The sequence below is a fragment of the Oceanibium sediminis genome (genome assembly GCF_003265325.1).
Classification (GTDB): domain Bacteria; phylum Pseudomonadota; class Alphaproteobacteria; order Rhodobacterales; family Rhodobacteraceae; genus Halovulum; species Halovulum sediminis.
The window spans coordinates 315,852-340,998 of the sequence record NZ_QGNX01000005.1 but is presented as its reverse complement, the minus strand read 5'-3'; the positions used below and the strand labels follow the sequence as shown (position 1 = coordinate 340,998).

22 protein-coding genes are annotated in these 25,147 nt (G+C 67.1%); 13 read left to right on the top strand and 9 right to left on the bottom strand.

The window, feature by feature from the left end:
- Positions 1-84: 84 nt before the first annotated feature.
- The 10 genes from DJ029_RS15030 to DJ029_RS14985 all read left to right on the top strand — a co-directional run bounded on the left by DJ029_RS15030 (position 85) and on the right by DJ029_RS14985 (position 9,289).
- Positions 85-1,560, top strand: coding sequence for a replicative DNA helicase (locus DJ029_RS15030; protein ID WP_112323285.1), 1,476 nt, complete (start codon positions 85-87; stop codon positions 1,558-1,560).
- A 65-nt stretch (positions 1,561-1,625) separates the two neighbouring features.
- Positions 1,626-2,660, top strand: a complete 1,035-nt coding sequence (gene alr / locus DJ029_RS15025; RefSeq protein WP_112323374.1) for an alanine racemase — start codon at positions 1,626-1,628, stop codon at positions 2,658-2,660.
- 24 nt (positions 2,661-2,684) lie between these two features.
- Complete coding sequence (locus tag DJ029_RS15020; RefSeq protein ID WP_112323284.1) at positions 2,685-3,479, top strand: MlaE family ABC transporter permease; 795 nt, start codon at positions 2,685-2,687, stop codon at positions 3,477-3,479.
- On the top strand, positions 3,476-4,228 hold the full coding sequence (locus DJ029_RS15015; RefSeq protein WP_112323283.1) for an ABC transporter ATP-binding protein: 753 nt from the start codon (positions 3,476-3,478) through the stop codon (positions 4,226-4,228). Before DJ029_RS15020 ends, DJ029_RS15015 begins: the two co-directional genes overlap by 4 nt.
- Positions 4,225-4,680, top strand: a complete 456-nt coding sequence (locus tag DJ029_RS15010; RefSeq protein WP_112323282.1) for a paraquat-inducible protein A — start codon at positions 4,225-4,227, stop codon at positions 4,678-4,680. Before DJ029_RS15015 ends, DJ029_RS15010 begins: the two co-directional genes overlap by 4 nt.
- Entirely contained in the window at positions 4,677-4,994 is a 318-nt protein-coding gene (locus DJ029_RS15005; RefSeq protein WP_112323281.1) for a hypothetical protein, read from the top strand. The genes DJ029_RS15010 and DJ029_RS15005 overlap by 4 nt, the downstream gene beginning before the upstream one ends.
- Positions 4,995-5,035: 41 nt before the next feature.
- The gene (radA, locus tag DJ029_RS15000; protein WP_112323280.1) at positions 5,036-6,418 is read left to right on the top strand and encodes a DNA repair protein RadA; all 1,383 of its coding nucleotides are present in this window, start codon (positions 5,036-5,038) and stop codon (positions 6,416-6,418) included.
- Entirely contained in the window at positions 6,419-7,048 is a 630-nt protein-coding gene (locus DJ029_RS14995; protein ID WP_112323279.1) for a CvpA family protein, read from the top strand. It abuts the gene before it with no gap.
- 115 nt (positions 7,049-7,163) lie between these two features.
- Positions 7,164-8,633 carry an amidophosphoribosyltransferase gene (purF, locus tag DJ029_RS14990; RefSeq protein WP_112323373.1) on the top strand — a complete coding sequence of 490 codons (1,470 nt, stop codon included), beginning with the start codon at positions 7,164-7,166 and terminating at the stop codon, positions 8,631-8,633.
- Positions 8,630-9,289, top strand: a complete 660-nt coding sequence (locus DJ029_RS14985) for an SDR family NAD(P)-dependent oxidoreductase (protein ID WP_112323278.1) — start codon at positions 8,630-8,632, stop codon at positions 9,287-9,289. Before purF ends, DJ029_RS14985 begins: the two co-directional genes overlap by 4 nt.
- Positions 9,290-9,404: 115 nt before the next feature.
- Here the strand turns inward: DJ029_RS14985 and der are convergent, their stop codons facing one another.
- Genes der through DJ029_RS14970 form a run of 3 tightly spaced genes read right to left on the bottom strand, consistent with a single transcriptional unit; the run spans position 9,405 to position 12,893 of the window.
- The gene (gene der / locus DJ029_RS14980; RefSeq protein WP_112323277.1) at positions 9,405-10,865 is read right to left on the bottom strand and encodes a ribosome biogenesis GTPase Der; all 1,461 of its coding nucleotides are present in this window, start codon (positions 10,863-10,865) and stop codon (positions 9,405-9,407) included.
- 50 nt (positions 10,866-10,915) lie between these two features.
- Complete coding sequence (locus tag DJ029_RS14975) at positions 10,916-12,223, bottom strand: outer membrane protein assembly factor BamB family protein (protein WP_112323276.1); 1,308 nt, start codon at positions 12,221-12,223, stop codon at positions 10,916-10,918.
- Between the two features lies 1 nt (position 12,224).
- Positions 12,225-12,893 carry a tetratricopeptide repeat protein gene (locus tag DJ029_RS14970; RefSeq protein WP_112323275.1) on the bottom strand — a complete coding sequence of 223 codons (669 nt, stop codon included), beginning with the start codon at positions 12,891-12,893 and terminating at the stop codon, positions 12,225-12,227.
- Between the two features lie 276 nt (positions 12,894-13,169).
- Between DJ029_RS14970 and DJ029_RS14965 the strand changes: the two genes are divergently transcribed.
- Both DJ029_RS14965 and DJ029_RS14960 read left to right on the top strand, forming a co-directional pair.
- Positions 13,170-14,264 (top strand): efflux RND transporter periplasmic adaptor subunit, encoded by a 1,095-nt coding sequence (locus tag DJ029_RS14965; protein ID WP_112323274.1) that lies wholly within the window; start codon positions 13,170-13,172, stop codon positions 14,262-14,264.
- Complete coding sequence (locus DJ029_RS14960) at positions 14,261-17,752, top strand: efflux RND transporter permease subunit (RefSeq protein ID WP_112323273.1); 3,492 nt, start codon at positions 14,261-14,263, stop codon at positions 17,750-17,752. The genes DJ029_RS14965 and DJ029_RS14960 overlap by 4 nt, the downstream gene beginning before the upstream one ends.
- Before the next feature lie 228 nt (positions 17,753-17,980).
- On the opposite strand, the gene DJ029_RS14955 is transcribed toward DJ029_RS14960, so the two are convergent.
- Together DJ029_RS14955 and DJ029_RS14950 are read right to left on the bottom strand one after the other, a co-directional pair.
- A complete protein-coding gene (locus DJ029_RS14955) occupies positions 17,981-19,807 on the bottom strand; it encodes an ABCB family ABC transporter ATP-binding protein/permease (protein WP_112323272.1) in 1,827 nt (608 codons plus the stop codon).
- 55 nt (positions 19,808-19,862) lie between these two features.
- Positions 19,863-21,440: a LysM peptidoglycan-binding domain-containing protein gene (locus DJ029_RS14950; RefSeq protein WP_112323271.1), complete on the bottom strand. Its 1,578-nt coding sequence runs from the start codon at positions 21,438-21,440 to the stop codon at positions 19,863-19,865.
- Positions 21,441-21,641: 201 nt separating this feature from the next.
- On the opposite strand from DJ029_RS14950, the gene DJ029_RS14945 reads away from it, so the two are divergent.
- On the top strand, positions 21,642-22,130 hold the full coding sequence (locus DJ029_RS14945) for an LOG family protein (protein WP_232823097.1): 489 nt from the start codon (positions 21,642-21,644) through the stop codon (positions 22,128-22,130).
- On the opposite strand, the gene rarD is transcribed toward DJ029_RS14945, so the two are convergent.
- The 4 genes from rarD to secF form a co-directional block, all read right to left on the bottom strand.
- A complete protein-coding gene (rarD, locus tag DJ029_RS14940; RefSeq protein ID WP_112323270.1) occupies positions 22,114-23,007 on the bottom strand; it encodes an EamA family transporter RarD in 894 nt (297 codons plus the stop codon). The two genes, DJ029_RS14945 and rarD, sit on opposite strands and share 17 nt — an antisense overlap.
- Before the next feature lie 114 nt (positions 23,008-23,121).
- Entirely contained in the window at positions 23,122-23,727 is a 606-nt protein-coding gene (locus DJ029_RS14935) for a superoxide dismutase (RefSeq protein ID WP_112323269.1), read from the bottom strand.
- Positions 23,728-23,825: 98 nt separating this feature from the next.
- Positions 23,826-24,182 (bottom strand): Mth938-like domain-containing protein, encoded by a 357-nt coding sequence (locus tag DJ029_RS14930; RefSeq protein ID WP_112323268.1) that lies wholly within the window; start codon positions 24,180-24,182, stop codon positions 23,826-23,828.
- On the bottom strand, positions 24,182-25,147 hold the full coding sequence (gene secF, locus DJ029_RS14925) for a protein translocase subunit SecF (protein WP_112323267.1): 966 nt from the start codon (positions 25,145-25,147) through the stop codon (positions 24,182-24,184). Before secF ends, DJ029_RS14930 begins: the two co-directional genes overlap by 1 nt.

Below are 25,147 nucleotides of genomic sequence, written 5' to 3'. Positions count from 1 at the left end.
CGTTATCCCCGTCTTTCACATGCCCCTCGTCCTGTGGCATAATGCTACCAATTCCCCGACGGGGACAAGAAAGCGAGCAGCAAAATGGCAGACGGCACCGCGGGCATCGAGGCGGAAACCCGCGCTCATCCCCACAATATCGAAGCAGAACAGGCGCTTCTCGGCGCGCTCCTGACGAACAACGAGGTCTATGACCGGATCGCCTCGGTGGTTGGCGAGTCGCACTTCTATGACCCCGTGCATGCGCGAATCTTCCAGATCGCCGCCGCGCGGATCCAGAAGAACGCGCTCGCCTCCCCGGTGACGCTGAAGGCCTTCATGGAGGATGATCCTGGCCTCGCGGAACTGGGCGGGCCGGCCTACCTCGCCCGGCTTGCGGGGGCGGCGATCTCGATCTTCGCGGCGCGCGACTACGCGCAGCTGATCTATGACCTCGCGGTGCGCCGCAGCCTGATGGAGATCGGCGAGGAAATCGCGCTGAAGGCCGCGACCGTCACCCCCGACAGCGAACCCCGCGAACAGATCGTGGAGGCGGAGCAACAGCTCTACATGCTCGGGGAGCAAGGCAGCGTCGATTCCGGCTTTCAAAGCTTTCTCAAGGCAGTAACCGACGCGGTTAACGTAGCGAACGCCGCCTATCAGCGCGATGGGGGCCTTGCCGGGGTGTCCACCGGGCTGGCCGACCTCGACAAGAAGCTGGGCGGTCTGCACCCCTCGGATTTGCTGATCCTCGCCGGTCGCCCCTCCATGGGGAAGACGTCGCTCGCGACCAACATCGCCTTCAACATTGCCAAGGCCTATCGCAAGGGCAAGCGCCCCGACGGGTCCGACGGCACGGTGAACGGCGGCGTGATCGGCTTCTACAGCCTGGAAATGTCGGCCGAGCAGCTCGCCGCGAGGATCCTGTCAGAAGCGGCCGAGGTGCCGTCCGAGCAGATCCGCCGCGGCGACATGACGGAGGAGGAGTTCCGCCGTTTCGTGGAAGCCGCCAAGTCGCTGGAGGCCTGCCCGCTTTTCATCGATGACACCCCCGCCCTGCCGATCAGCCAGCTTGCCGCCCGCGCCCGCCGCCTGAAGCGCCAGCACGGGCTCGACGTGGTGATCGTGGACTACCTTCAGCTCGTGCGCCCCGCATCGGCCAAGGACAGCCGGGTGAACGAGGTCAGCGAGATTACCCAGGGTTTGAAAGCCATCGCGAAGGAGCTGAACGTCCCCGTGATCGCCCTGTCGCAGCTGTCGCGCCAGGTCGAATCGCGCGAGGACAAGCGCCCGCAGCTGTCCGACTTGCGTGAATCCGGCTCGATCGAGCAGGACGCCGACGTGGTGATGTTCGTGTTCCGCGAGGAATACTACAAGGAACGCGAAAAACCCGGCGAGCATGACGTGGAGGCCATGATGGCCTGGCAGGAGGAAATGGGCCGCCTGCACGGCAAGGCCGAGGTCATCATCGGCAAGCAGCGTCACGGCCCCATCGGCACGGTCGAACTGGCGTTTGAGGGGCGCTTCACGCGCTTCTCCAACCTCGCCAAAGCCTACCAGAGCGGCGCGGACGAATTTTAAGCGCATTTCCCGTGCAAGGGCAGATGCCGCTTGCACGGGGCGCTGAAACCGGCAACCTGCGCTTCATGCTACGCCCGACCCTGACCATAGACCTCGGCGCCATCGCCGCGAACTGGACGGCGCTCAACCGCCTCGGCTCGGTCGAGACCGGCGCCGTCGTTAAGGCCGACGCCTACGGCCTTGGCATCGCACCGGTAGCACGGGCGCTGGCAACGGCTGGGGCGCGCACCTTCTTCGTCGCCACCCTGGACGAGGCGGTTGCTCTGCGCAGCGTCATCGGCCAAGCCCCCGTGATATATGTCTTTTCCGGCTACATGCCCGGGGCCGGACCCGCCGTGAAACAAGCCGGGCTGCGCCCCTTGCTGAACAGCCCCGAGCAGGTGGCAGCGTATCGCGCCGCCCACCCCGGCGCGCCCTGCGGGCTGCAACTCGATTCCGGCATGAACCGCCTCGGGCTTGAGGCAGAGGACCTGGCCGCACTCGACCTCACCGGGATGGAGCTGTCGCTGGTGATGAGCCACCTCGCCTGCGCCGATGCGCCGGAGCATCCGCAGAATGCCGCGCAACGCAGCGCGTTCGAGCAGATGACCGCCGGACTGCCCGGCATCCCGCGCTCGCTGGCCGCGACGGGGGGCGCGCTGCTTGGGCCTTCGTATCATTTCGACATGACCCGCCCCGGCGTCGGCCTATTCGGCGGCGCGCCCTTCACCGCCGCCCGCCCGGTCGTGCAGCTTGAGATACCAGTGATCCAGACCCGCACCGTCCGCCGGGGCGAATCCGTGGGCTACGGCGCTGCGTGGGTCGCCGAGCGCGACAGCCGCGTCGCGACGCTGGCCGTGGGCTATGCCGACGGGCTGATCCGCGCGATGAGCGGCGGCGTCAGCCTGTTCGCGGGCGACAGGCGCTGCCCTGCCATCGGGCGGATCTCCATGGACCTGCTGGCGGCGGATGTGACCGACCTTCCCACTGCGCCGGACTCCCTGTTCCTGTTGAATGACCTCCAGGGCGTCGACGATCTTGCCGACGCGGCCGGCACCATCGGGTACGAAATCCTCACCTCCCTTGGCGCGCGCTACGAACGCGTCTACATAGCGGGCTGACGCCGCCCCTTCGTGAAAGCTGTCATGGTCCTTCTCCGCCTGATCGACGATTTCCTGGCCTCCATCGGGCGATCGGTCCTCGCGCTGTGCGGCGCGGTCGGCCACCTCGTCATGTTCGGCGCGATCACCATCAGCCACATCCTGCGCCCGCCATTCTACCCGAGGGAGCTGGGCATCCAGTTGCTGCGCATCGGCTATTTCTCGCTGCCCGTGGTGGGGCTGACAGCCCTGTTCACCGGCGGTGCGCTGGCGCTGCAGATCTATTCGGGCGGCGCTCGCTTCAACGCGGAATCGGTCGTGCCCTCCATCGTCGCCATCGGCATGGTGCGTGAGCTTGGCCCCGTGCTCGGCGGGCTGATGGTGGCGGGGCGCGTCTCCGCCTCCATCGCGGCGGAAATCGGCACCATGCGCGTGACCGAGCAGATCGACGCGCTGACCACCCTCTCCACCAACCCGTTCAAGTACCTTGTCGTGCCGCGCGTGCTAGCCGCGACCCTGTCGCTGCCGCTGCTGGTGGCCGTCGGCGACATCATCGGCATATTCGGCGGCTACCTCGTCGGCGTAGGACGGCTGGAGTTTTCCAGCGCGGCCTATATCCACAACACCGTCGATTTCCTCGAGGCGGGCGACGTGATCTCGGGCCTCGTCAAGGCGGCGGCCTTCGGCTTCATCGTGGCGCTGATGGGGTGCTATCACGGCTACAACTCCGGGCGCGGCGCGCAGGGCGTGGGCCAGGCCACGACCAACGCGGTCGTCACCGCCTCGATCCTGATCCTCGCCACCAACTACCTGCTGACGGAGGTCTTCTTTTCCGCATGACCCCGAAGATCCGCCTCTCCCATGTCGCGAAATCCTTCGGCACGAAGCCGGTGCTGCGCGACATCACCCTGGATGTGCCCAAGGGCGAGAGCATGGTGATCATCGGCGGCTCGGGCACCGGCAAGTCTGTCATGCTGAAATGCATCCTCGGCCTGATCCCCCCCGACAGCGGCACGATCGAGGTCGACGACAAGCGCATCGGGCGCGACCGCGAGGCGTTCCTGTCCCAGTTCGGCATGCTGTTCCAGGGCGGCGCGCTGTTCGACAGCCTGCACGTCTGGCAGAACGTCGCTTTTCGCCTGTTGCGCGGGCGTGACCGCCTGTCCAAACGCGAGGCGCGCGACGTGGCGATTGAAAAGCTGCGCCGCGTCGGGCTCAGCGCGGAAACCGCCGACCTTTTCCCGGCGGAGCTTTCGGGCGGCATGCAGAAGCGCGTCGGACTGGCCCGCGCCATCGCCGCCGATCCGCAGATCATCTTCTTCGATGAACCCACCACCGGGCTGGACCCGATCATGGCCGGCGTCATCAACGAGCTGGTGCGCGAAATCGTGGTGGAGATGGGCGCGACCGCCATCACCATCACCCACGACATGAGCTCCGTGCGCGCCATCGCCGACAAGGTCGCCATGATCCACGACGGCATCGTGCAATGGACCGGCCCGATCGACCGGCTCGAAACCTCGGGCGATCCCTACCTCGACCAGTTCATCACCGGCAGCGCCACCGGCCCGATCGAGGCGGTCAGATGACGCCCGCCCGCCGAGAGCTGGCGCTGCGGCTCTTGAACCTGTCGCTCCTGGTCCTGTTCCCCCTCGCCTGGTTCGCGCCGCTGGCGCGCGCGGGGCTGCTGCCGTTCTTCGACCTGGACGAGATTTCCGTCATCACCGGCATCCAGGCCCTGTGGGAGGAGGACCTCGCCCTCGCCCTTCTGGTCGCCTTCTTCGCGATGATCGCGCCGCTCCTAAAAACCGCGCTGCTGGCGCTGATCCACTGGGGCGCGCTGAAGCCCCGGGCGCTGCCGCTGCTGGGCATCCTGTCGAAACTCGCCATGGCGGATGTCTTCCTTGTGGCGGTCTACATCCTGCTGGCCAAGGACGTCGGCGTGGGCCGGGTGGAACCGGCCTGGGGGCTGTGGTTCTTCACCGCTTGCGTGTTGGTCTCCATCTTCGTCACACACCTTTCGAAGGGCCCCGCGCGATGACGCAGGTGGTGACCCTGTTCCTAGGGATCATCGTAGCGGCGCTGATCTTCGCCGCCACGCTTTTTTCCGCCGTGCAGGCGTTCCGCCAAGCAGGCCGGCTGCGCCTCGCGCACCTGCTGGCGGCGGGGCTGACCATCGCCATCATGGCTTGCCTGTCCAGTGAGCTCTGGGTGCTGGCGCGGCTGACCGGCGGGCTGTGCGTGCTGGCGGGGCTGTTCGCCTTCGTACTCGAATCGCGCTGGAACCGGTTGCTGCCGCTGGTGCAAAGCGGCTTTGGCCTGGTCGTGGCGCTCGGCCTGCCGTTCGGGGGCTGAGCGGTCTTTCCTTCGCCCCCGCTCTGCCGTATCGCTGTGGCATGGCAAAACCCTCCTCTCGCTTCATCTGCTCTGTCTGCGGCACGGTTCACAAGAAATGGGCCGGGCGCTGCGACGACTGCGGTGAATGGAACACTATTTCCGAAGAAGCCGTGCTGACCACGGGCCCTCGCCCTACCGCTGGCGGCACCTCCGTGAAGCTGACCACGCTCGATGCGACCGACGCGCCCCTGACCCGCACGTCCAGCGGCATCTCGGAACTGAACCGGGTGCTCGGCGGCGGCCTCGTCCCCGCCTCGGCGATCCTGGTGGGGGGCGACCCCGGAATCGGCAAATCGACCCTTCTGTTGCAGGCGGCGGCAGATTTCGCCCGCCTCGGCGAGGACGTCATCTACATCACCGGCGAGGAGGCGGCGGCGCAGGTGCGCATGCGCGCCGCGCGGCTCGGCCTGTCGGACGCGCCGCTGCAACTTGCCGCAGAAACCAACCTGCGCGATATCATCGCGACGCTGGACAAGACGCGCCCCGCGCTGGCCATCATCGATTCGATTCAGACCATGTGGTCCGACCAGATCGGCGCCGCCCCCGGCTCCGTCAGCCAGGTGCGCGCCGCCGCCCATGACCTGACCAGCTTCGCCAAGCGGCGCGGCGTCAGCGTCATCCTTGTCGGCCACGTAACCAAGGACGGCCAGATCGCCGGCCCCCGCGTGGTCGAGCACATGGTCGACACCGTCCTCTACTTCGAGGGTGAGCGCGGCCACCAGTTCCGGATCCTGCGCGCGGTGAAGAACCGCTTCGGCCCCGCGGATGAGATCGGCGTGTTCGAGATGACCGGCGCGGGCCTTGCCGAGGTGCCCAATCCCTCGGCCCTGTTCCTTGGCGATCGGGCGAACCGCACCCCGGGAACCGCCGTTTTCGCCGGGATCGAGGGCACACGGCCCGTCCTGGTCGAAATCCAGGCGCTGGTCGCCCCCTCGCCGCTGGCCACGCCGCGCCGCTCGGTCGTGGGCTGGGACGGGGGACGGCTTGCCATGATCCTCGCCGTGCTCGAGGCGCGCTGCGGCATCGCCTTCGCGGGGTTCGACGTTTATCTCAACGTCGCCGGCGGCCTGCGTATCGGCGAGCCCGCTGCCGACCTTGCCGTTGCAGCCGCCCTGTTGTCCGCGCGCTTCGACAAGCCCCTGCCCGGCGACACTGTCGTTTTCGGAGAGATCAGCCTGACCGGAGAGCTGCGTCCCGTCACCCAGACCGAAAGCCGCCTGCGCGAGGCGGCAAAGCTCGGCTTTGGCGCGGCCCATATCCCGAAGTCACTGAAGCCTTTGGACAACACGCCCCTTTCCATCCAGCAGTCCGCCGCCCTTAAGGGGTTTATTGACGATGTTTTTGGTGCCATAGAGGACCGGCAATTGGAGGAAGAGGGTTAGATGGAAGGCTTCACGCTCGTCGATGGCGGTGTCCTTTTCGTGCTGGTGGTGTCCGCACTCCTGGCCTATTCGCGCGGCTTCGTGCGCGAGGTTCTTTCGATTGTCGGCTGGGTCGTGGCCGCGGTCGCCGCCTTCGTGTGGGCGCCCGACCTCGAACCGCTGATGAACGAGATTCCCATCGTCAGCGACATCATCGGCACCAATTGCGAACTGTCCATGATCGCCGCCTTCGGCATCGTGTTCATCGGCGCGCTGATCGTCGTTTCCATCTTCACGCCGCTGATCTCGGGCGCGGTGGAAAACTCCGCCCTCGGCCCACTTGATCGTGGCCTCGGGTTCCTGTTCGGCCTTGCCCGCGGGGTCCTGCTCATTATCGTCGCGCTGATCGTCTATGACCGGCTGATCGCCGGCGGCGAAGGCATGCCGATGGTCGAGGACAGCCGCACCGTCGAAATCCTCGCCCAAAGCCAGGAAAAGATCGCCGAGTCGCTGCCCGAGGATGCCCCCGCCTGGATCGCCGCGCGCTACGCCGACCTGACCCGCCCCTGCTCGGGCGAGCCCGTGCAGGAAGCCGAAACGCCGCCCGAGGCAGCCGAAACGTCGCCAGAAGCGGCAACCGACACCCAGTAACCCGACTCAACCGGCCGCGCCCGAAAATACCCGGAAAACCGGGCAAACCCCGCGTGACAATCCGGTGACGACGCCCTATATGCGGGGCGACAGCGGCCATTGCCTGCGGAGCGACATGCCCCAAGAAATCACCAACCCCGCCCATCCTTTTGACGATGACAAACTGCGCGAGGAATGCGGCGTCTTCGGCGTGATCGGCGTCACCGACGCCGCGCAGTTCGTCGCCCTCGGCCTGCATGCGCTCCAGCATCGCGGGCAGGAAGCGGGCGGCATCGTCACCTACGCCCCCGAAGTCGGCTTCGCCAGCGTGCGCCGCTTCGGCTACGTGCGCGACAACTTCACCAAGGCCGACGTGATGGCCGGCCTGCCCGGAACCCTCGGGATCGGCCACGTGCGCTATTCCACCTCCGGCTCCAAGGGGCAGACGCAGATTCGCGACGTGCAGCCCCTGTTCGCCGAATTCGCCATGGGCGGTTGCGCCATCGCACACAACGGCAACATCACCAACGCCGAACAGCTGCGCCGCGAGCTGATCGAGCGTGGCTCCATCTTCCAGAGTTCCAGCGACACGGAATGCATCATCCACCTGATGGCGCGTTCCATCCAGAAGAACATCCCCGAACGCATCAAGGACGCGCTGCGCCGCGTCGAAGGCGCCTTCTCCATCATCGCGCAGACCCGCTCCAAGTTGATCGGCGTGCGCGACCCCCTGGGCGTGCGCCCGCTGATGCTGGGCCGCGTCGGAGACGGCTGGGTCCTGGCGTCGGAAACCTGCGCCCTCGACATCATCGGCGCGGAATTCCTGCGTGAGGTGGAGCCCGGCGAAATGGTGATCTGCACCGAGGCCGGCATCGAATCCGTGTTCCCCTTCCAGCGCCGCAAGCCCCGCTTCTGCGTGTTCGAGCATGTGTATTTCTCCCGCCCCGACAGCGTGATCGGCGGGCACTCCGTCTATGAAACCCGCCGCCGGATCGGCGTGGAGCTCGCGCTCGAGGCCCCGGTCGAGGCGGATCTCGTCTGCCCCGTGCCCGACAGCGGCACCCCGGCGGCGATCGGCTTCAGCCAGGAATCCGGCATCCCCTACGCCATGGGGATCATCCGCAACCAATACGTCGGGCGTACCTTTATCGAGCCGGCCGAGCACATCCGCAACATGGGCGTCCGCCTGAAGCTCAACGTCAACCGCGCCCTGATCAAGGGCAAGCGGATCGTACTGGTGGACGACAGCGTGGTGCGCGGCACAACCAGCCAGAAGATAAAGGAAATGATCATCGATGCTGGCGCGAAAGAGGTGCACTTCCGCATCGCAAGCCCGCCGACGCAATGGCCCTGTTTCTACGGCGTCGATACGCCCGAGCGGGACAAGCTGCTCGCCTCCACCATGTCGCCCGACCAGATGCGCAAGCACCTCGGCGTGGACAGCCTCGCCTTTGTCTCGCTCGACGGTCTCTACCGCGCCTGCGGCGAGGAAACCGGCCGCGATGACAAACAGCCGCAATATTGCGACGCCTGCTTCTCGGGCGAATACCCCGTGCGCCCCGCTGATATGATCGACAAGGGTTTCGAGCTGAAGGCCGCCGAATGACCCAAGCGATCAACCTTGTCACCGGGGCCTCGCGGGGCCTCGGCTACGCCACCGCTCTCGCCTTGGCCGAAACCGGCGCCCATGTCATCGCCCTCGCCCGCACCTCCGGCGGGCTCGAGGATCTGGCCGATGCAATCGACGCGACGCCGGGCTCCTGCACCCTCGTGCCGCTCGACATCACGGATGACGACGGGCTCGCCCGCATGGCGCGCGCCATTTTCGATCGTTGGGGAAAACTGGACCTGCTGGTGCACGCCGCCGCGCATGCCGCACCCTGCGCGCCCGCGGAAATGACCGCCGCGAAGGACCTCGACGGTGCCATCGCCACCAATTTCCGCGCGACACAGCGGCTCATCACCATGTGCGACCCGCTACTGAAAGCCGCCGAAAAAGGCCGCGCCGTCTATATCGCCGATGATCGCGCCGGCGCGCCGCTGTTCTCGGCCTATGGCGCCAGCAAGGCGGCCGGGCGCGCGCTTTTCGAAAGCTGGGCGGCGGAAACCCGCACCATCGGGCCCGAGGTGACGATCCACACCCCCGCCCCGATGCCCACGGCGCTGCGGGCGCGCTTCTATCCCGGCGAAAACCGCGACGACCTCGCCGATACCGGAACCGAAGCCGCGCGCCTTCTGACCACCCTCGGCATCACCGCCTGAACACGGGCTGCGCCGGGGGCCCCTTACGCGCCCCCACCCTCCAAAGTCTTCAAATATCCCCGCCGGAGGCCACCACTGGCCCCGCGCGCGGGATGATGGAAGCTGGGCGCAAGGCCTACTCAGGCCCGCGCCGCGGCTTCTTGTGCTTGTCCAGGGCGGACATCTGCTTGACCTTCTTGCCCTCGTAAGGGTTCTTGCCGCCACGCAGGAACAGGCGGATCGGCGTGCCCGGCAGGTCGAAATCCCGCCGCAACCCGTTCACGAGGAAGCGCTTGTAGGCGGTCGGCACCGCCTCGGGGATCGAGGCGAAGACGACGAAGCCCGGCGGGCGTGTCTTTGCCTGGGTCATGTAGCGAAGCTTGATGCGCCGCCCGCCGGGGGCCGGGGGCGGATGCGCCGCCACCTCGCCCGCCAGCCACTGGTTCAGCTGCGCCGTCGGAATCCGCGCGTTCCACACCTTGTAGGCGGAAAGGATCGCCGCGCGCAGCTTGTCCAGCCCCTGCCCCGTCAGGCCGGACACCAGCACCAGCGGCGCGCCGGAAAGCTGTGGCAGCAACCGCGCGAAATCTTCGCGCAGGCGGCGGGCCGTGTTCGACTTGTCGGTCTCCAGATCCCACTTGTTGACCGCGACCACCACGGCGCGCCCCTCGCGCTCGGCCAAGTCCGCAAGCCGCAGATCCTGCTGATCGAACGGAGAGGTCACGTCCAGCGTGATCACCACCACCTCGGCGAACTTCACCGCCCTGAGCCCGTCCGAGACGGACAGTTTCTCAAGCTTTTCCTGCACCCGCGCCTTCTTGCGCATACCGGCAGTGTCAAAGATCCGGAACGGCTGCCCGTCCCAGTCGATTTCCAGGCTGATAGAATCCCGCGTGATCCCGGCCTCCGGGCCGGTCAGCAGGCGGTCCTCGCCAAGTATCTTGTTGATCAGCGTCGACTTGCCCGCGTTCGGGCGGCCCACCACCGCGATCTGGATCGGGCGTCCCGGGCGCAGCCCGGCGCCGGTGTTCCCTTCGCCATCGGTATCGAGGTCGACATCCACATCCACGTCGATGTCGCCCTCCGCCTCGACCGGCTCATGCGCATCCAGCAGCGGCATCAGCCGCAGGTAGAGGTCGTGCATCCCCTCGCCATGTTCGGCGCTCAGTTGCACCGGATCGCCCAGCCCCAGGCTGTAGCCCTCCAGCGCGCCGCTGGACCCGGCGTTGCCTTCCGCCTTGTTGGCCAGCAGGATGACCGGGGCCTCGCGCTTGCGCAGCAGATCGGCAAGCGCCGCGTCGGTCGCGGTGATCCCGGTGCGGGCGTCGAACATGAACAAGCTGACGTCCGCCATGCCGATCGCGCGCTCTGTCAGCTTGCGCATCCGCCCTTGCAGACTTTCATCGGTGGCATCCTCCAGCCCGGCGGTGTCGATCACCTTGAAGCGCAGGTCCGCCAGCCGCGCGGCCCCTTCCCGCAGGTCGCGGGTGACGCCGGGCTGATCGTCGACCAGGGCCAGCTTCTTGCCGACCAGCCGGTTGAACAGCGTCGACTTGCCGACGTTGGGCCGGCCGATGATCGCTACAGTGAAAGTCATGCCTATGGCCTCGCTTGGCTGGGGCGCGCACTTGGGCGCCCCGCGCCGGGTTAACGGTAGGCGGCCAGCCGCCCGTCGCGCGTTTGCACGAAAAGCGTGCCGCTTGCAATCGCCGGATGCGATGCGGCCGGGGCGGGCAGTTCCACCGCGTCCAGCAATCGCCCGTCCACCGGGTCGAAACTGCGGATCAATCCATCGCCCGAGGCAACCACCAGCCGCCCCCCCGCCAGCAGCGGGCCGAAGTGCGGAACCGCTCGGCGGCGCTTTTCGGGGCGTTCCCATTCCTGCAACGGCTGGCGCCAGATCACCGCCCCGCTGGAGGCGTCGAGCCGCACCAGTTCCGCCGCGTCGGAAAGCACGAAGACCGAGCCGCCGACCGGAACCGCCGGCCCGTAGGAGCCTTCGCCAGCGGTCCATAGCCGCTCACCCGAGCGCCGGTCCAGCGCGACGAGTTGCCCGGCCTGGTTGGAGACGTAGACGATATCGAAATCGATCACCGGATCGCCCGAGATATCGCGGATCGTCGAGCGGACAAGATCCGAACGCCCCCCCGTGACATAGGCCGACCAGACGCTGATCCCGTTGCGCACCAGCACCGCGCGCACTTCGCCGGTCACGAAGGGAATGATCGCCACCGGCCCGCGCACCGCCGGGCTTGCCCCACCGAGCGAGCCTGCGCCGGTGCCCACGCCCTCAAGACGCCAGGCGATGGCGCCGTCTGCCAGGTCGATGCCATAGGCCAGGTCGCCCCGCGCCACGACCACCGCGCGCCCGTCGCTCAGCGTCGGGGCCGCGCGCACCGCGCCCTCAAGCTTCGTGCGCCAGACGATCCCGCCATTGGCCGGGTCGAGGCGCAGGATCTCTCCGAAGCCCGTGGTCACGGCGAGGATACCCTTGTCGAACGCCAACCCGCCGCCGAACCCCTCGGTCGGCTGTTCGCCCGTGGGCGTCAGCTCGGCGCGCCACAGGACCTGGCCACTGGATTGCGCAACCGCCGTCACCGTCGCCGCCGCGTCGAGCGTGTAGACCACGCCCCCCGCGATGATGGGCGAGGATGTCATCCGCTCACGCCGCCCGCCGCCGTTTCCGACCTCGGCCACCCAGGCCTGCGACAGGTCCGCGCCAAGCTGGACGGGCGTCTGCAAATGCCCGATCGAGCCGTTCAGATGGGTCCACTCCGCGTTCAGCCGGCTCGGCGGCAGCCGCAGCCCGGGCGCACGCGCGTCCGGGTTGGCCAGCAACGCCGGCTCCGCGGGGGGGCGGACATCCTCCCGCTCGCCGGGCAGGATCAGCTCCCGCTCCGCGCAGGCGGCAAGAAAACCAAGGGTCAGAAGAAGGCAGGCGTGCCGGAATTTCATGTCAGCCGTCCGTTGTCGTCGTCGTGGTGTCCCCGGCGCCCAGAATGACCAGCATCTGTTCCGCGCGGTCGCGCAGCTGCGCGGGGGCGCGGGCGTCGTTGCCGATGGCGTTCAGATCCTCGATCGCGGCGGCGCGGTCCCCGTCGCCAAGCCGGATCATCGCGCGCAGCTCCAGCGCGAGGCCGCGCATCGCGTGCCCCTCGACCAGCATCGGCTCAAGCACGTCCAGGCGCTCGGCGCTGTCCATGTCGCGCGCCGCACCGGCCAGCTTCAGCCGCGCCACGTCACGCAGCGGCTCGGAGACATCCCCGTTCACCGCCACCGCGGTCAGCGCCGCCACGGCGGCATCCCGGTCGTCCGCGTCCAGGTGCGCCGCCGCCAGTTGCAGCTTGGCCAGCGCATCGCCATCCGCCCCGACCAGTTCCACTGATTCCAGCGCGGCGGCGCGCGCGGCCGCGTCCTCCTGCTGGAAGGCGCCCCAGATCGCATCGCCGCGCGCCTCGGCCGCGGCGCGCTGGCTGGCCTTCTGCCATTCCAGGAAGGCAGCGCCGCCGACGATCACGAGCACGCCAAGCGCGATCCAGATCGCGTTGCGCCGGAAGAATTGCACCATCCTGTCGCGGCGCACTTCTTCACTGACCTCATCAAGAAAGGAATCAGGCTGGGACACGGGAAAAAACCTCTTGTACGTTGGAGCGCGACATTAAACAGCCCGGGCCGCGATTGCCAACCCGAAAGCCCCGGATGCGTGTCCATCGGGCGGCGTTGAACAGTTCAGACCGCCGCCAGCGCAACTGTGAATTGACACGACGATTGATGCGTAAGTAATAACCGCTTACATTGCAGCAAGGTTTCTGACCCGCCGGTCATCCGGCGCAGGATTGCAGGCGTAACATCTTGTAGCGAACAAAGCCCCGGCGCGGGCACGACATGAACGGACGGACCAATGCGATTCCTGCCTCTGCTCACCGCCCTTCTGGTGGCACTTGCCCTTTACGCGGTTATTCTTGAACGCGACGCGCTGACCGCGTTCGCAAATGGCGCCGCGCCAGAGGCGGAAGAACAGGCCGCGCCGCCGCCGGTGGGCAGCGCGGACGGGCCGGTCTCGGTCGTGGTCATGAGTTCGCGCGCCGCGCCGGTACAAAGCGGCATCGTGCTGTCGGGGCGCACGGAAGCCGCGCGCAAGGTGCAGATTCGCGCCGAGACGACCGGCCTCGTCATCTCCGAGCCGATCGCCAAGGGCACGCGCATCGCCAGCGGCGACACGCTGTGCGAACTCGCGCCCGGCACGCGTGAAGCGTCGCTGGCCGAGGCACAGGCCCGCCTGCGCGAGGCAGAGACGCAGCTGCGCACCTCCCAGCAACTGGCCGAGCGCGGCTTTTCAGCCGAAACCGACACCATCACCAAGCAGGCCGCGCTGCAAAGCGCGCAGGCGCGCGTGGAACAGGCTCAGACGGAACTCGACCGGCTGACCATCACCGCCCCCTTCGATGGCCTGCTGGAAACCAACACCGCCGAACTGGGTGAGCTGATGCAGCCGGGCGGCGCCTGCGCCACGCTGATCTCGCTCGATCCGATCGTGCTGGTCGGCTTCGTGCCCGAGCAGGATATCGAGAAGCTCACCGTCGGCAGCCCCGCCGGGGCGCGGCTGGTCACCGGCCAGGTGCTCTCGGGCCAGGTGACGTTTCTGTCCCGCTCGGCGGACGAGATCACGCGCACCTTCCGCGTCGAAGTCCAGGTGCCCAACCCCGACCGCTCGATCCGCGACGGCGTCACCGCCGAGATCCTGATCGGGCTGGAGGGCGAAACCGGCCACCTGCTGCCGCAATCCGCGCTGACGCTGAACGACGATGGCATCCTGGGCGTGCGCACGGCCGAGGACGGGCGCGCCCGCTTCATGCCCGTCACCCTGATCCGCGACGATGCGCGCGGCGTCTGGGTGGGCGGGCTGCCGGAAAAAGCGGACGTGATCGTCGTCGGCCAGGACTTCGTCCGTGACGGCCGGCCGATCATCCCGACCTACAGAGAGGCGTCCCAATGACCGGCATCGTCGACTGGGCGTCCTCACGGGCGCGGATGATCCTCGCCTTCGTTGTCCTGTCCATCGCGGCCGGGGCCTTCGCCTATGTCGGGCTGCCCAAGGAAGGCGAGCCCGATATCGAGATCCCGGCGCTGTTCATCTCGGTCCCCTTCCCCGGCATTTCCGCCGAGGACAGCGAGAAGCTGCTCGTGAAACCGATGGAGCAGGAGCTGCGCGACCTCGACGGGCTGGACAAGATGACCGCCGTAGCCTCCGAAAGCTATGCCGGGATCTTCCTGGAGTTCGAATTCGGCTGGGACAAGCAGGCCACCCTGGCCGAAGCGCGCGACGCGATGAACAACGCCGAGGCGCGCTTTCCCGATGGCGCGGACCAGTACTCGATAAACGAGCTGAACTTCTCGGAAATCCCGATCCTCGTCGTCTCCCTCTCCGGAGAGGTGCCCGAACGCACTTTGATCCGCGTCATCAAGGAATTGAAGGACGACGTCGAAAGCCTGGCCCCGGTGTTGCAAGCGGCCCTTGCCGGCGGGCGCGACGAAATGGTCGAGGTGCTGATCGATCCGCTGAAGCTGGAGGCCTACAACGTCACCGCGGGCGAACTGGTCAACGTGGTGCGCAACAACAACCAGCTGATCGCCGCGGGCGAGGTGGAGGGCGCGACCGGCGCCTTCTCCGTCAAGATCCCCTCGGCCTTCGACAGCCCGCAGGACGTGATGGACCTGCCCGTGAAGGTCAACGGTGACCGGCTGATCCGCCTTGGCGACCTGGCCGACATCCGCCTGACCTTCGAGGATGCCGAAAGCACCGCGCGCTACAACGGCGAGACGACCTTCGCGTTGCAGGTTTCCAAGCGCAAGGGCTTCAACGTGATCGACACCGCCGCCGAGGTGCGCGAACGGGTCGAGAAATCCGTCGCCGAATGGCCGCAGGAATTGCAGAACGCGATCACGGTCAACTTCTCCATGGACACCTCGAAAGAGGTGGCCTCGATGGTCAGCCAGCTCGAAGCCTCGGTGCTGACGGCCATCGCGCTGGTGATGATCGTCGTGCTCTCCGCCCTTGGCGTGCGCTCCGCGCTGCTTGTCGGCTTCGCGATCCCGACGTCCTTCCTTCTGTGTTTCGCCACCCTTGCGGTGTTCGAGATCTCGATCTCCAACATCGTGATGTTCGGCCTGATCCTGGCCGTGGGCATGCTGGTGGACGGGGCCATCGTGGTGGTGGAATACGCCGACAAGCGCATCCGCTCCGGCACCGGCCCGATGACCGCCTACCGCGAGGCGGCCAAGCGCATGTTCTGGCCGATCATCTCCTCCACCGCGACGACGCTCTGCGCCTTCCTGCCGATGCTGTTCTGGCCGGGGGTGGCGGGCGAGTTCATGGGCGCGCTGCCCGTGACCCTGATCTTCGTGCTCTTCGCCTCGCTGATCGTGGCGCTGATCTACCTGCCGGTGGTCGGCGGCGTCGCCGGGCGCATGTCGCGCGCGCTCAACCGGGGCACCACGGCGCTGCGCAACTCCCTGCCGCTGATGGCGCGCGCCGTGCTGACGCTGATCCCGCTCGCGGGGCTCTACCAGGGGTTCCTGATGCTCTTCGCCCCGGGCGGCGCGCAGATCCTGCCCGGCGCGGTCCTGTTCCTGGCAAGCTGGCTCGGCCTGTCGCTGTTCGGCGGCGCGCTGCTGCCTGCCCCGAAGGAAAAGACGGCGCGCGCAGGCTACCGCCGCAGCCCCTTCGGGCGGCTGATCTTCCTGATCGCGGGCAACCCGGTCATGCCCTTCGTGTCCGTCGCCGCCGTCATCTTCTTCGTGATCAGCGTCTTCGGCTACTTCGGGGAAAACAACAACGGCGTGGAGTTCTTCGTGGAAACCGAGCCGGAGCGCGCCATCGCCTACGTGCGCGCGCGCGGCAACCTCAGCCTTGCCGAAAAGGACGAACTGGTGCGCGAGGTGGAGCAGATCATCCTCGAACAGCCCGGCGTGGACTCGGTCTTCGCCTTCGCCGGCAGCGGCGGGCTGACCCAGGGCCCCGGCGCTGGCGGGCCCAGCGACACCATCGGCCAGGTCCAGATCGAGCTTGACCCCTGGGCCACCCGCTACGACCAGGGCGAGGCGGGCAAGGGCTCGTCCATCCTGGCCGTGGTCAACGCCGAACTGGAGAAAGTGCCTGGGATCGAGGCGGAGCTTCAGGAACTCGCCCAGGGCCCGCCCCAGGGCAAGCCGGTGTTCCTGCGCCTCAAGGGCAGCGACTGGCAGGACCTGCTGGACGCGACCGGCATCGTGCGCGACCACTTCGAAGCGACCGAGACGCTTACCAACATCGAAGACACCCGCCCCCTGCCCGGCATCGACTGGCAGATCGACGTGGACGTGGAAGCTGCCGGACGCTACGGCGCCGATGTCGCCACGGTCGGGGCAATGGTGCAGCTGGTCACCCGAGGCCTGACCCTCGACACCATGCGCGTGGAAAGCTCGGACGATGAAATCGACATCCGCGTGCGCCTGCCCGAAAAGGACCGCGTGCTCTCCACCCTCGACACACTCCGGGTGCGCACGAACGTCGGGCTGGTGCCGCTGTCGAACTTCATCTCACGCAAGCCGGTGCCGAAGCTCGCACAGATCGACCGGATCGACAGCGAACGCTATTTCGACATCAAGGCCGACGTGACCGAGGGGCAGAACCCCACGGCCGAGATCGGCAAGCTGACCGAGTGGCTTGAGGCCGAAAGCCCCCTGCCAGCCAGCGTGTCCTGGGAATGGACGGGCGAGCAGGAAGACCAGGAGGAAAGCTTCCAGTTCCTCGCCAAGGCCTTCGCCGGGGCGCTGGGGCTGATGTTCGTGATCCTGCTGGCGCAGTTCAACTCGATCTACAACTCCGTGCTGGTGCTGCTGGCGGTGGTGTTCTCGGTCGCCGGCTCCCTGATCGGGATGCTGGTCATGGGCCAGCCCTTCTCGGTCATCATGACCGGCACGGGGATCGTCGCGCTGGCGGGGATCGTGGTGAACAACAACATCGTTCTGATCGACACCTACCAGGAATACGCGCGCTACATGCCACGGCTGGAGGCGATCACCCGCACCGCCGAGGCACGGATCCGCCCGGTCCTGCTGACCACGACCACCACCATGGCCGGCCTCACGCCGATGATGCTGGGCCTGTCGGTGGACTTCGTGAACGGCGGCTACACGATCGACAGCCCCACCTCGCTCTGGTGGAAACAGCTGGCCACGGCGGTGGTCTTCGGCCTCGGACTCGCAACGGTGCTGACGCTGGTGGTGACCCCGGCCCTGCTCGCGGTGCGGGTCTGGGCGACGCGCGGGGCCTATGGCGCGGCCATGCGCGCGCTCGCGCTGCTCCGCAGCGACGAAAGCGCCCTGCGCCGCGACCTCGCGCTGGAAAAAGCGATCCACCGCGCGCCGGCAGAGGATATCGAGTGGGACACGGCCCCCCGCCCGATGTCCCTGGCCAACCAGCCGCCCCGCGCGGCCGAATGAACCAACCGCGCGGCCCCGCCACCGGGGCCGCGCGGCGACACCGATAAACACCCCGCCCAGCCGCCCGCACGGCTGGGCGTCACGCCCAAACTCCAAAGTCTCCAAATATCCACCGCGCGGGCAGCGCTCCGGCCTTGGAAGGGCCGGTCCGGGCCGTCGCCATACCGACACCTGCGCCAAACGCCCACGCAAGAACGACGCCTACGCCCTGGCGGGCGGGGCCCGTCCTCAGGCCGCCGCTTCTTCCTCGCCCGCCTGCTGGCGATCCCACATCCGCGCGTATTTGCCCCCCAGGGCCAGCAACTCGTCATGGGTGCCGCGCTCGGCAACCTCGCCCTTCTCCAGGACGATGATCTGGTCCGCATGAACCACAGTCGACAACCGATGCGCGATGGTGATGACGCTGCGCCCGCGCCCCATGGCGCGCAGGCTTTCCAGGATGTCCTGCTCCGTCTCGCTGTCCAGCGCCGAGGTCGCCTCGTCCAGCAACAGGATCGGCGGGTTCTTCAAGAGCGTGCGCGCGATCCCGACGCGCTGCTTCTCGCCCCCGGACAGTTTCAACCCCCGCTCGCCAACCGTGGTGTCATAACCATCGGGCAGCGAAGTGATGAAATCATGGATCTGCGCCGCCCGTGCCGCCGCTTCCACCTCAGCTTGGGTCGCGCCGGGGCGGCCATAGGCGATGTTGTAGCCGATGGTGTCGTTGAACAGCACCGTATCCTGGGGCACGACGCCGATCTGCCCGCGCAGGCTGACCTGGGTCACGTCGCGCACGTCCTGCCCGTCGATGCACAGCCGCCCGCCGTCCACGTCGTAGAAGCGGAACAGCAGCCGCCCGATCGTCGACTTGCCCGAGCCGGAGGGCCCGACGACGGCCACGGTCTGCCCCGCCTCCACCGTCAGGGACAGCCCGCGCAGGATCGGCCGCTCGCCGTCATAACCGAAATCGACGTCCTCGAAGGCGATCCGCCCGCCGCGCACCTCCAGCGGCACCGCGCCGGGGCGGTCGGCGACATCGGGATTCACGTCCAGCAGGTCGAACATCTCGCCCATGTCCACCAGGCTCTGGCGGATTTCGCGGTAGACCGTGCCAAGGAAGTTCAGCGGCATGGTGATCTGCACCATGTAGGCGTTCACCATCACGAACTGCCCCACCGTCATGCTGCCATCCTGCACCCCGAGCGCGGCCAGCACCATGACCCCGACCAGCCCCGAGGTTATCAGGAACGCCTGTCCGAAGTTCAGCCCCGCAAGGCTGAGCGAGGTCTTCACCGCCATCGCCTCGTAGCCCTGCATCGACTGGTCGTAGCGCTGCGCCTCCCGCTCCTCGGCGCTGAAGTACTTCACCGTCTCGAAGTTCAGCAGGCTGTCGATCGCCTTCTGGTTGGCGTTGGTATCCTCCTCGTTCATCCGGCGGCGGATCTTCACCCGCCACTCGGTCACCGCGAAGGTGAACCAGATGTAAAGCGCGATGGTCAGCGCCACGACGCCGAGGTACGAGATGCCGAAGGCAAAGGCGAAGATGCCGCAGACCATCGCCAGTTCCAGCGCCAGCGGGCCAATGGAAAACAGAAGGAAGCGCAGCAGGAACTCCACGCCCTTCACCCCGCGTTCGATGATCCGACTGAGCCCCCCGGTCTTGCGCGTGATGTGATAACGCAGCGACAGCGCATGTATATGGCGGAACGTCTCCAACGCCAGTTGGCGCAGGGCGCGCTGGCCGACCCGCGCGAAGACCGCGTCGCGCAACTGGTTGAACCCCACCCCCGCCAGGCGCATCGCCCCGTAAGCCAGCACCAGCCCCACCGAGGAGGAGATGAGCAGGATCGCGGTGTCCGCCGAGGCCCCCTCAGGGCTCAGACCGTCGACGGCGGCGCCGAAGAACGCCGGGACGGACACGGTGGCCACCTTGCCCGCGACCAGCGCCAGCAGCGCCAGGACCACGCGCACCTTTACCCAGGTCTGCCCCTCGGGCCAGAGATAGGGGATCACCCGGCGGATCGTGCGCAACGCGCCTCGCCGCTCCGCCTTGGCAATGTTGGAAGATTCACTCATCGGGACTCTTTCTGCATGGCCTCAACAGGTAGGCCCTCAGCGCCGGCAATCCAAGTCAGCGCTGGAAGTCTTCTTCAGCCGGCAGCGTGAAGATCTGGCCCGGATAGATCAGGTCCGGGTCGCGGATCGCATCGGAATTGGCCTGGAAGATCTGGGTATAGAGGAAGCCTGAGCCATAGCGATCCCGCGCCATCACCCACAGGGTATTGCCCGGCTGCACCGTGATCTGCGCGCGATTGGCGCGCTGCGCATCGGTCAGGAACACCCGCTGGAACGGGCTTTCCGCACGGCTCGACACCGAGCCATCCGCGTTCAGCGCATCGATGCGCAGGATGTAGCGCCCCTCTTTCACCGCGTCGAGGGTGGCGTCCCAGGTGCCCCCCGCGCTGGCCTCGGCCGCGCCGACCGGCGCGCCGTCCATGTAGATGCGGATCGGCCCGTCCCCGGCGGCGCGCCCGGCAAGCTTCACCGCGCCCGCCTCGTCGTAGCTGATGGTGTCGAGCGTGACGCCATCGACCTTGCCAAGCACGGAGGGCTGCACGACGCGCACTTCGCCCGCCTCCGCGCTGACGATCAGCGGCGCTTCGTCGGTGTCGCTGTCAGTCGGCAGCACAAGCATCGTCTGTTCGCTGGCCACCGCGCTGGCCCCGAGCGCGGCGCTGAGCGACAGCACCTGTCCCTCGTCCTGACGGGGGGTCTGAATGAACGCCACGAATTCCCCGGTGAGCGACGCCTCGACCCGGGCGAGAGGCTCGGTTCCCCCGGCGAAGATCTCGACGGTGGCGCCGGGCTCGGCTCGCCCGGCCACGAGGCCCGCGCCGGTGGCGTCGATGCGGATGATATCGAACGTCGGCTCGATCATCGCCGCCGCCGGGGCGTCATCGCCCTCTGCCTCTGCCGCGGTCGCGTCTGGGGCTGCCGCGGTTTCAACCGTGGCCGCATCCGGGGCTTCAACCGGCGTCTCAGGTGTGGCCACAGTTGGCGCCGCAGCCTCTTCCAAAGCAGTCCCGGCGGCGTCATCGCTCGAAACCTCCGGCGCCGGGGCGATCGCAACCACCTCCGCCATGCCGGGCGCGGCGGGTGCAGCGCCCTCGCCTGCCTCCGCTGGCGTGCCGCCGGTGGACGGCGCACCGCTGGCCACAGGGGCCGTTGTGTCGGCCGCTGACGCGGCCTCCTGCCCGGGTTCCGGCTCCACCACCGGGGCGCCAGCGTCCTTGGGCGCCGATTGCGCGGTATCCTGCGAATCTTCCGACGGGGCGGCCGCAAACTCGGGTTCCGCGGGGGCAGCGTCATCCGCCGGTGCCTCAACCGCCATGTCCCGCGCCGATTCCCCGGCATCGGGGGCCGTTCCCGCTGAATCTGGCTCGGGCGATGCCGCCGCCTGCTCAGCGGAACCGGTTTCGGGCGCGCTTGTCGGCGCGGTCGCGGTGGCCGGGGCCTCCGGCGGCACGGTGATCTGCGGCGGCTCGTTCGGCGCGAAACGGCCCGTCAATCCGGGCATCCGGTTGACCACCTGTACAAAGCCGAAAACGAAGACCACAAGAACCACCGCAGCCAGAATCGTCCCCGGCCCGATCAACCGGCGCTTGGGTTTCGCCGAAGGATTCGACTCTGGCGAATGCTGGTCTGACATGTCAATTCTCCGCGGTATCGTCGGGTCGTGGCAGGGATTGCCGGCAAACTGTCGGAAACACTCGCCTTTCCGCGACAACCCCGTCAAAATGCGCGAAACGATCAAAGTTTACAAGAAGGAGCTGTCGTGCCGTCATCCGCCACGCCCCCGCTGTCCGTTTGTGTTTTCTGTGGCTCACGCCCCGGCGCGTCGCCCGCCTACATGGCCGCAGCCGATGCGCTCGGCACCGCGCTGGCCGATGCCGGGCATCGCCTGGTTTACGGCGCAGGCGACGTGGGGCTGATGGGCCAGACCGCCCGCGCCGCGCAAAAATCGGGGGGCGAAACCTTCGGCGTGATCCCCGTGCACCTGATGAGCAAAGAGGTCGGCAAACGCGACCTGACCCGCTTCGTCGTGACCGAGAACATGCACGAACGCAAGAAAGTCATGTTCATGAACGCCGACGCCATCGTCACCCTGCCCGGCGGCCCCGGCACGCTGGACGAATTGTTCGAGGTGATGACCTGGGCGCAGCTCGGCCTGCACAGCAAGCCCATCGTTGTGCTGAACATCGACGGCTACTGGGACCCGCTGATCGCGCTGATCGAGCACCAGGTCGCGAACGGCTTCGCCGATGCCTCGTTCTTGTCGCTGTTCCGCGTGGTGGACAGCGTCGAGGGGACGCTCGCCGAACTCAGCCGGGCGCGATAACCGCCGCCCGGCGGCGGCGTTGCACAAGGACATCGGACGCGAACAGCGCGACGCCCAGCCAGATCAGCCCGAACGCCACCGCCTGCACCGGGCCGAAAGGCTCGTGCAGCAGCAGCACGGCCACCGCCGCCTGCAAGGTGGGGTTCATATATTGCAGCAGGCCCAGTGTCGCATAGTTCACCCGCTGCGAGGCGTAGCTGAGGAAGATCAGCGGCAGCCCGGTGAACACGACGGACAGCATCAGCATCCCCATGTCCGGCAGGCTGCCCGCCACCAGCTTGCCCCCGCCCCAGCGCCACGCGAGGTAGGCGGCGGCAAAGGGCGAGACCAGCCAGATCTCCGCCGTGACCGACAGGAAGGACGAGACTTTCAGCGTCTTCTTCACCACCCCGTAAAGCGCGAAGGTGCTGGCCAGCGCCACAGCGATCCACGGCAACCGGCCAAGGCCCAGCGTCAGGATCACCACCGCCAGCAGCGCGCAGCCGATCGCCAGTTTCTGCCAGCGGGTAAACCGCTCGCCGAACAGCAGGTAGCCAAGGAAGGCGGCCAGCAGCGGAAAGATGTAGTAGCCAAGGCTCGCATCCGTCGCGCGCCCGATCTGCACCGCCCAGACGTAAAGCCCCCAGTTGCAGGTGATCAGTGCAGCGCTGGCGATGATCCGGGTGCCGGTCCGGCGGGTGAACAGCTCGGGAAGTTCGCGGCGCAGGCGGGGCGACAGGGCCACCACGGCGCTCAGGAATAGCCCGCTCCACAGCATCCGGTGGGACAGCACCTCGCCCACCGGGACATGGCGCAGCGCGGCGAAATAGAGCGCCGAGACTCCCCACAGGCTGCAACACAGCACCATGGCGCCCACGCCCTTCAGACTGTCGCTCATGACGGACCCTCCTCGGCCTCCCCTACGCCGCCCATCGGGGGAAGTCGAGCCGCCACGAAAAAGGGCCCCCCGCATGGCTGTGCGAGGGACCCTTGAGCGTCATGAAAGTCGGCGTCAGCCCGGCAGGCGCGAGGCGACGTTTTCCCAGTTCACCAGGTTGTCCAGGAAGTTGGTCAGGTAAGCCGGGCGCTTGTTGCGGAAGTCGATGTAGTAGGAATGCTCCCACACGTCACAGCCCAGCAGCGCGGTCTGGTTGAAGCACAGCGGGTTCACGCCGTTTTCGGTCTTGGTGACCTTCAGCGTGCCGTCGGCTTCCGCCACCAGCCATGCCCAGCCGGAGCCGAACTGGCCCGCACCGGCGGCCGAAAATTCTTCCTTGAACTTGTCGACCGAGCCGAAGGCTTCCTTCAGGCGGCTTTCCAGCTCGGACGGCATGGCGGATTTGCCCGGGCCCATCATTTCCCAGAACTGGTTGTGGTTCCAGAGCTGGCTGATGTTGTTGAAGATACCGTTCTGCGCGACGGCGCCGGCGTCGTAGGTGCCCTTGATGATCTCCTCAAGGGACTTGCCGTCCCACTCGGTGCCCGCGATCAGCTTGTTGCCGTTGTCGACGTAAGCCTTGTGGTGCAGGTCGTGGTGATACTCGAGCGTTTCCTTGGACATGCCGTTGTCCGCAAGCGCGTCATGGGCATAGGGAAGTGCTGGAAGTTCAAAAGCCATCTCGGGATCCTCTCCTCTTGTGGGGCAGTCTTCATGGGTTTCATATAGAACCGCTGGTGATCTTGAAAGGTTCCAAAACCCAAATTATTGCAATCGGTTCAGACCGGAAGCACCGCCAGCGCGACGCGGCGCTCCTCGGCCAGAAGCACGTTGTAGGTTCTGAGCGCCGGGCCGGTGCCCATCACGTCATAGGGAATGTCCGCCGCGTCAAGGGCGCGCCGCGCCTCGCCGGGCAGCGGCGCGATCTCCGCACCGACGCCGATCAGCAGCACGTCGTAGTCCGCGCGCGCGCCGATCAGCGCCTCGGTATCCGAAAGGCCGCTCCACCCGTCAACGACGCCGCCGGGCAGAATCAGCAGCGGCCCTTCGTGCGCCTGCTCGCCCAGTCGGAAGAAGCCGGGGCCGTATCCCTCCACCGGCTGGCCGGCCTGGAATGTGACCTCGGTCAGCTTCATCACGCGTCGATGTCCGCGAACTGGGTTCCCGCCTTGGACTTTTCGTCCGTGTCACGGTCAACCCCAAGGTACAGCAACACCGCCGAGGCGACGAAGATCGAGGAATAGGTCCCCACGATCACGCCCCAGATCATCGCGAAGACGAAGCCCCGGATCACGTCCCCGCCCAGCACGAACAGCGACACCAGCGCCAGCAGCGTGGTGACGGAGGTCATGAACGTCCGGCTCAGCGTTTCGTTGATCGAGCGGTTCAGGACTTCGGACAGCGGCGCCTTCTTGAAGCGGCGCAGGTTCTCGCGCACCCGGTCGAAGACGACCACGGTATCGTTCAGCGAATAGCCCACGATGGTCAGAAGCGCGGCGATGATTGCCAGATCGAAGCGGATCTGAAGTTCCGAGAAGATGCCGATCGTCAGCAGCACGTCATGCACAAGCGCCAGCACCGCGCCAAGCGCGAACTGCCACTCGAAGCGCAGCCAGATGTAGAACAGCACCGCGCCGATGGCGAGCGACACGGCGATGACCGCCGCCGTGATCAGCTCGCCCGAAACCTTGGGCCCGACGGATTCGACCGACGCGAAGACCAGCGTCGGGTCCACCTGCTGCAACTCGACCAGCACCTGCTGGGTCACCTCGGCGGAAACGCTTTCCTGGTCTTCCTGTGCCTGGATGCGAATCATCGCGACATGCTGATCCGCATCGAAGGACGGATCGAAGATCTCGGTGATCGACACGTCGCCAAGTTCCAGGTCCACCAGCGCGTCGCGATAAGCGCCAACGTCCACCGGCGCCTCGGCATCCGTGCGGATCGTGGTGCCACCGCGGAAGTCGATACCGTAGTTCAGCCCTTGCAGCATGAACGACGCGAAAGCGACAACCATCAGCATCCCGGAAATCCCGAGCCACAGCTTCCAGCGCGCGAAGATATCCCAGTTGGTTTCCTGGGGAACCAGTCTCAGCCGCAT

What these genes read in the sequence shown, in the direction of transcription:
- DJ029_RS15005 (WP_112323281.1), top strand. Translation starts at nt 4,677, where the DNA reads ATGACGCAGGTGGTGACCCTGTTCCTAGGGATCATCGTAGCGGCGCTG.
- secF (WP_112323267.1), bottom strand. Translation starts at nt 25,147, where the DNA reads ATGCGGCTGAGACTGGTTCCCCAGGAAACCAACTGGGATATCTTCGCG.
- DJ029_RS15010 (WP_112323282.1), top strand. Translation starts at nt 4,225, where the DNA reads ATGACGCCCGCCCGCCGAGAGCTGGCGCTGCGGCTCTTGAACCTGTCG.
- alr (WP_112323374.1), top strand. Translation starts at nt 1,626, where the DNA reads ATGCTACGCCCGACCCTGACCATAGACCTCGGCGCCATCGCCGCGAAC.
- DJ029_RS14960 (WP_112323273.1), top strand. Translation starts at nt 14,261, where the DNA reads ATGACCGGCATCGTCGACTGGGCGTCCTCACGGGCGCGGATGATCCTC.
- DJ029_RS15030 (WP_112323285.1), top strand. Translation starts at nt 85, where the DNA reads ATGGCAGACGGCACCGCGGGCATCGAGGCGGAAACCCGCGCTCATCCC.
- DJ029_RS14995 (WP_112323279.1), top strand. Translation starts at nt 6,419, where the DNA reads ATGGAAGGCTTCACGCTCGTCGATGGCGGTGTCCTTTTCGTGCTGGTG.
- rarD (WP_112323270.1), bottom strand. Translation starts at nt 23,007, where the DNA reads ATGAGCGACAGTCTGAAGGGCGTGGGCGCCATGGTGCTGTGTTGCAGC.
- DJ029_RS15015 (WP_112323283.1), top strand. Translation starts at nt 3,476, where the DNA reads ATGACCCCGAAGATCCGCCTCTCCCATGTCGCGAAATCCTTCGGCACG.
- der (WP_112323277.1), bottom strand. Translation starts at nt 10,865, where the DNA reads ATGACTTTCACTGTAGCGATCATCGGCCGGCCCAACGTCGGCAAGTCG.
- DJ029_RS14985 (WP_112323278.1), top strand. Translation starts at nt 8,630, where the DNA reads ATGACCCAAGCGATCAACCTTGTCACCGGGGCCTCGCGGGGCCTCGGC.
- DJ029_RS14930 (WP_112323268.1), bottom strand. Translation starts at nt 24,182, where the DNA reads ATGAAGCTGACCGAGGTCACATTCCAGGCCGGCCAGCCGGTGGAGGGA.
- radA (WP_112323280.1), top strand. Translation starts at nt 5,036, where the DNA reads ATGGCAAAACCCTCCTCTCGCTTCATCTGCTCTGTCTGCGGCACGGTT.
- DJ029_RS14935 (WP_112323269.1), bottom strand. Translation starts at nt 23,727, where the DNA reads ATGGCTTTTGAACTTCCAGCACTTCCCTATGCCCATGACGCGCTTGCG.
- DJ029_RS14975 (WP_112323276.1), bottom strand. Translation starts at nt 12,223, where the DNA reads ATGAAATTCCGGCACGCCTGCCTTCTTCTGACCCTTGGTTTTCTTGCC.
- purF (WP_112323373.1), top strand. Translation starts at nt 7,164, where the DNA reads ATGCCCCAAGAAATCACCAACCCCGCCCATCCTTTTGACGATGACAAA.
- DJ029_RS14965 (WP_112323274.1), top strand. Translation starts at nt 13,170, where the DNA reads ATGCGATTCCTGCCTCTGCTCACCGCCCTTCTGGTGGCACTTGCCCTT.
- DJ029_RS14950 (WP_112323271.1), bottom strand. Translation starts at nt 21,440, where the DNA reads ATGTCAGACCAGCATTCGCCAGAGTCGAATCCTTCGGCGAAACCCAAG.
- DJ029_RS14945 (WP_232823097.1), top strand. Translation starts at nt 21,642, where the DNA reads ATGGCCGCAGCCGATGCGCTCGGCACCGCGCTGGCCGATGCCGGGCAT.
- DJ029_RS15020 (WP_112323284.1), top strand. Translation starts at nt 2,685, where the DNA reads ATGGTCCTTCTCCGCCTGATCGACGATTTCCTGGCCTCCATCGGGCGA.
- DJ029_RS14955 (WP_112323272.1), bottom strand. Translation starts at nt 19,807, where the DNA reads ATGAGTGAATCTTCCAACATTGCCAAGGCGGAGCGGCGAGGCGCGTTG.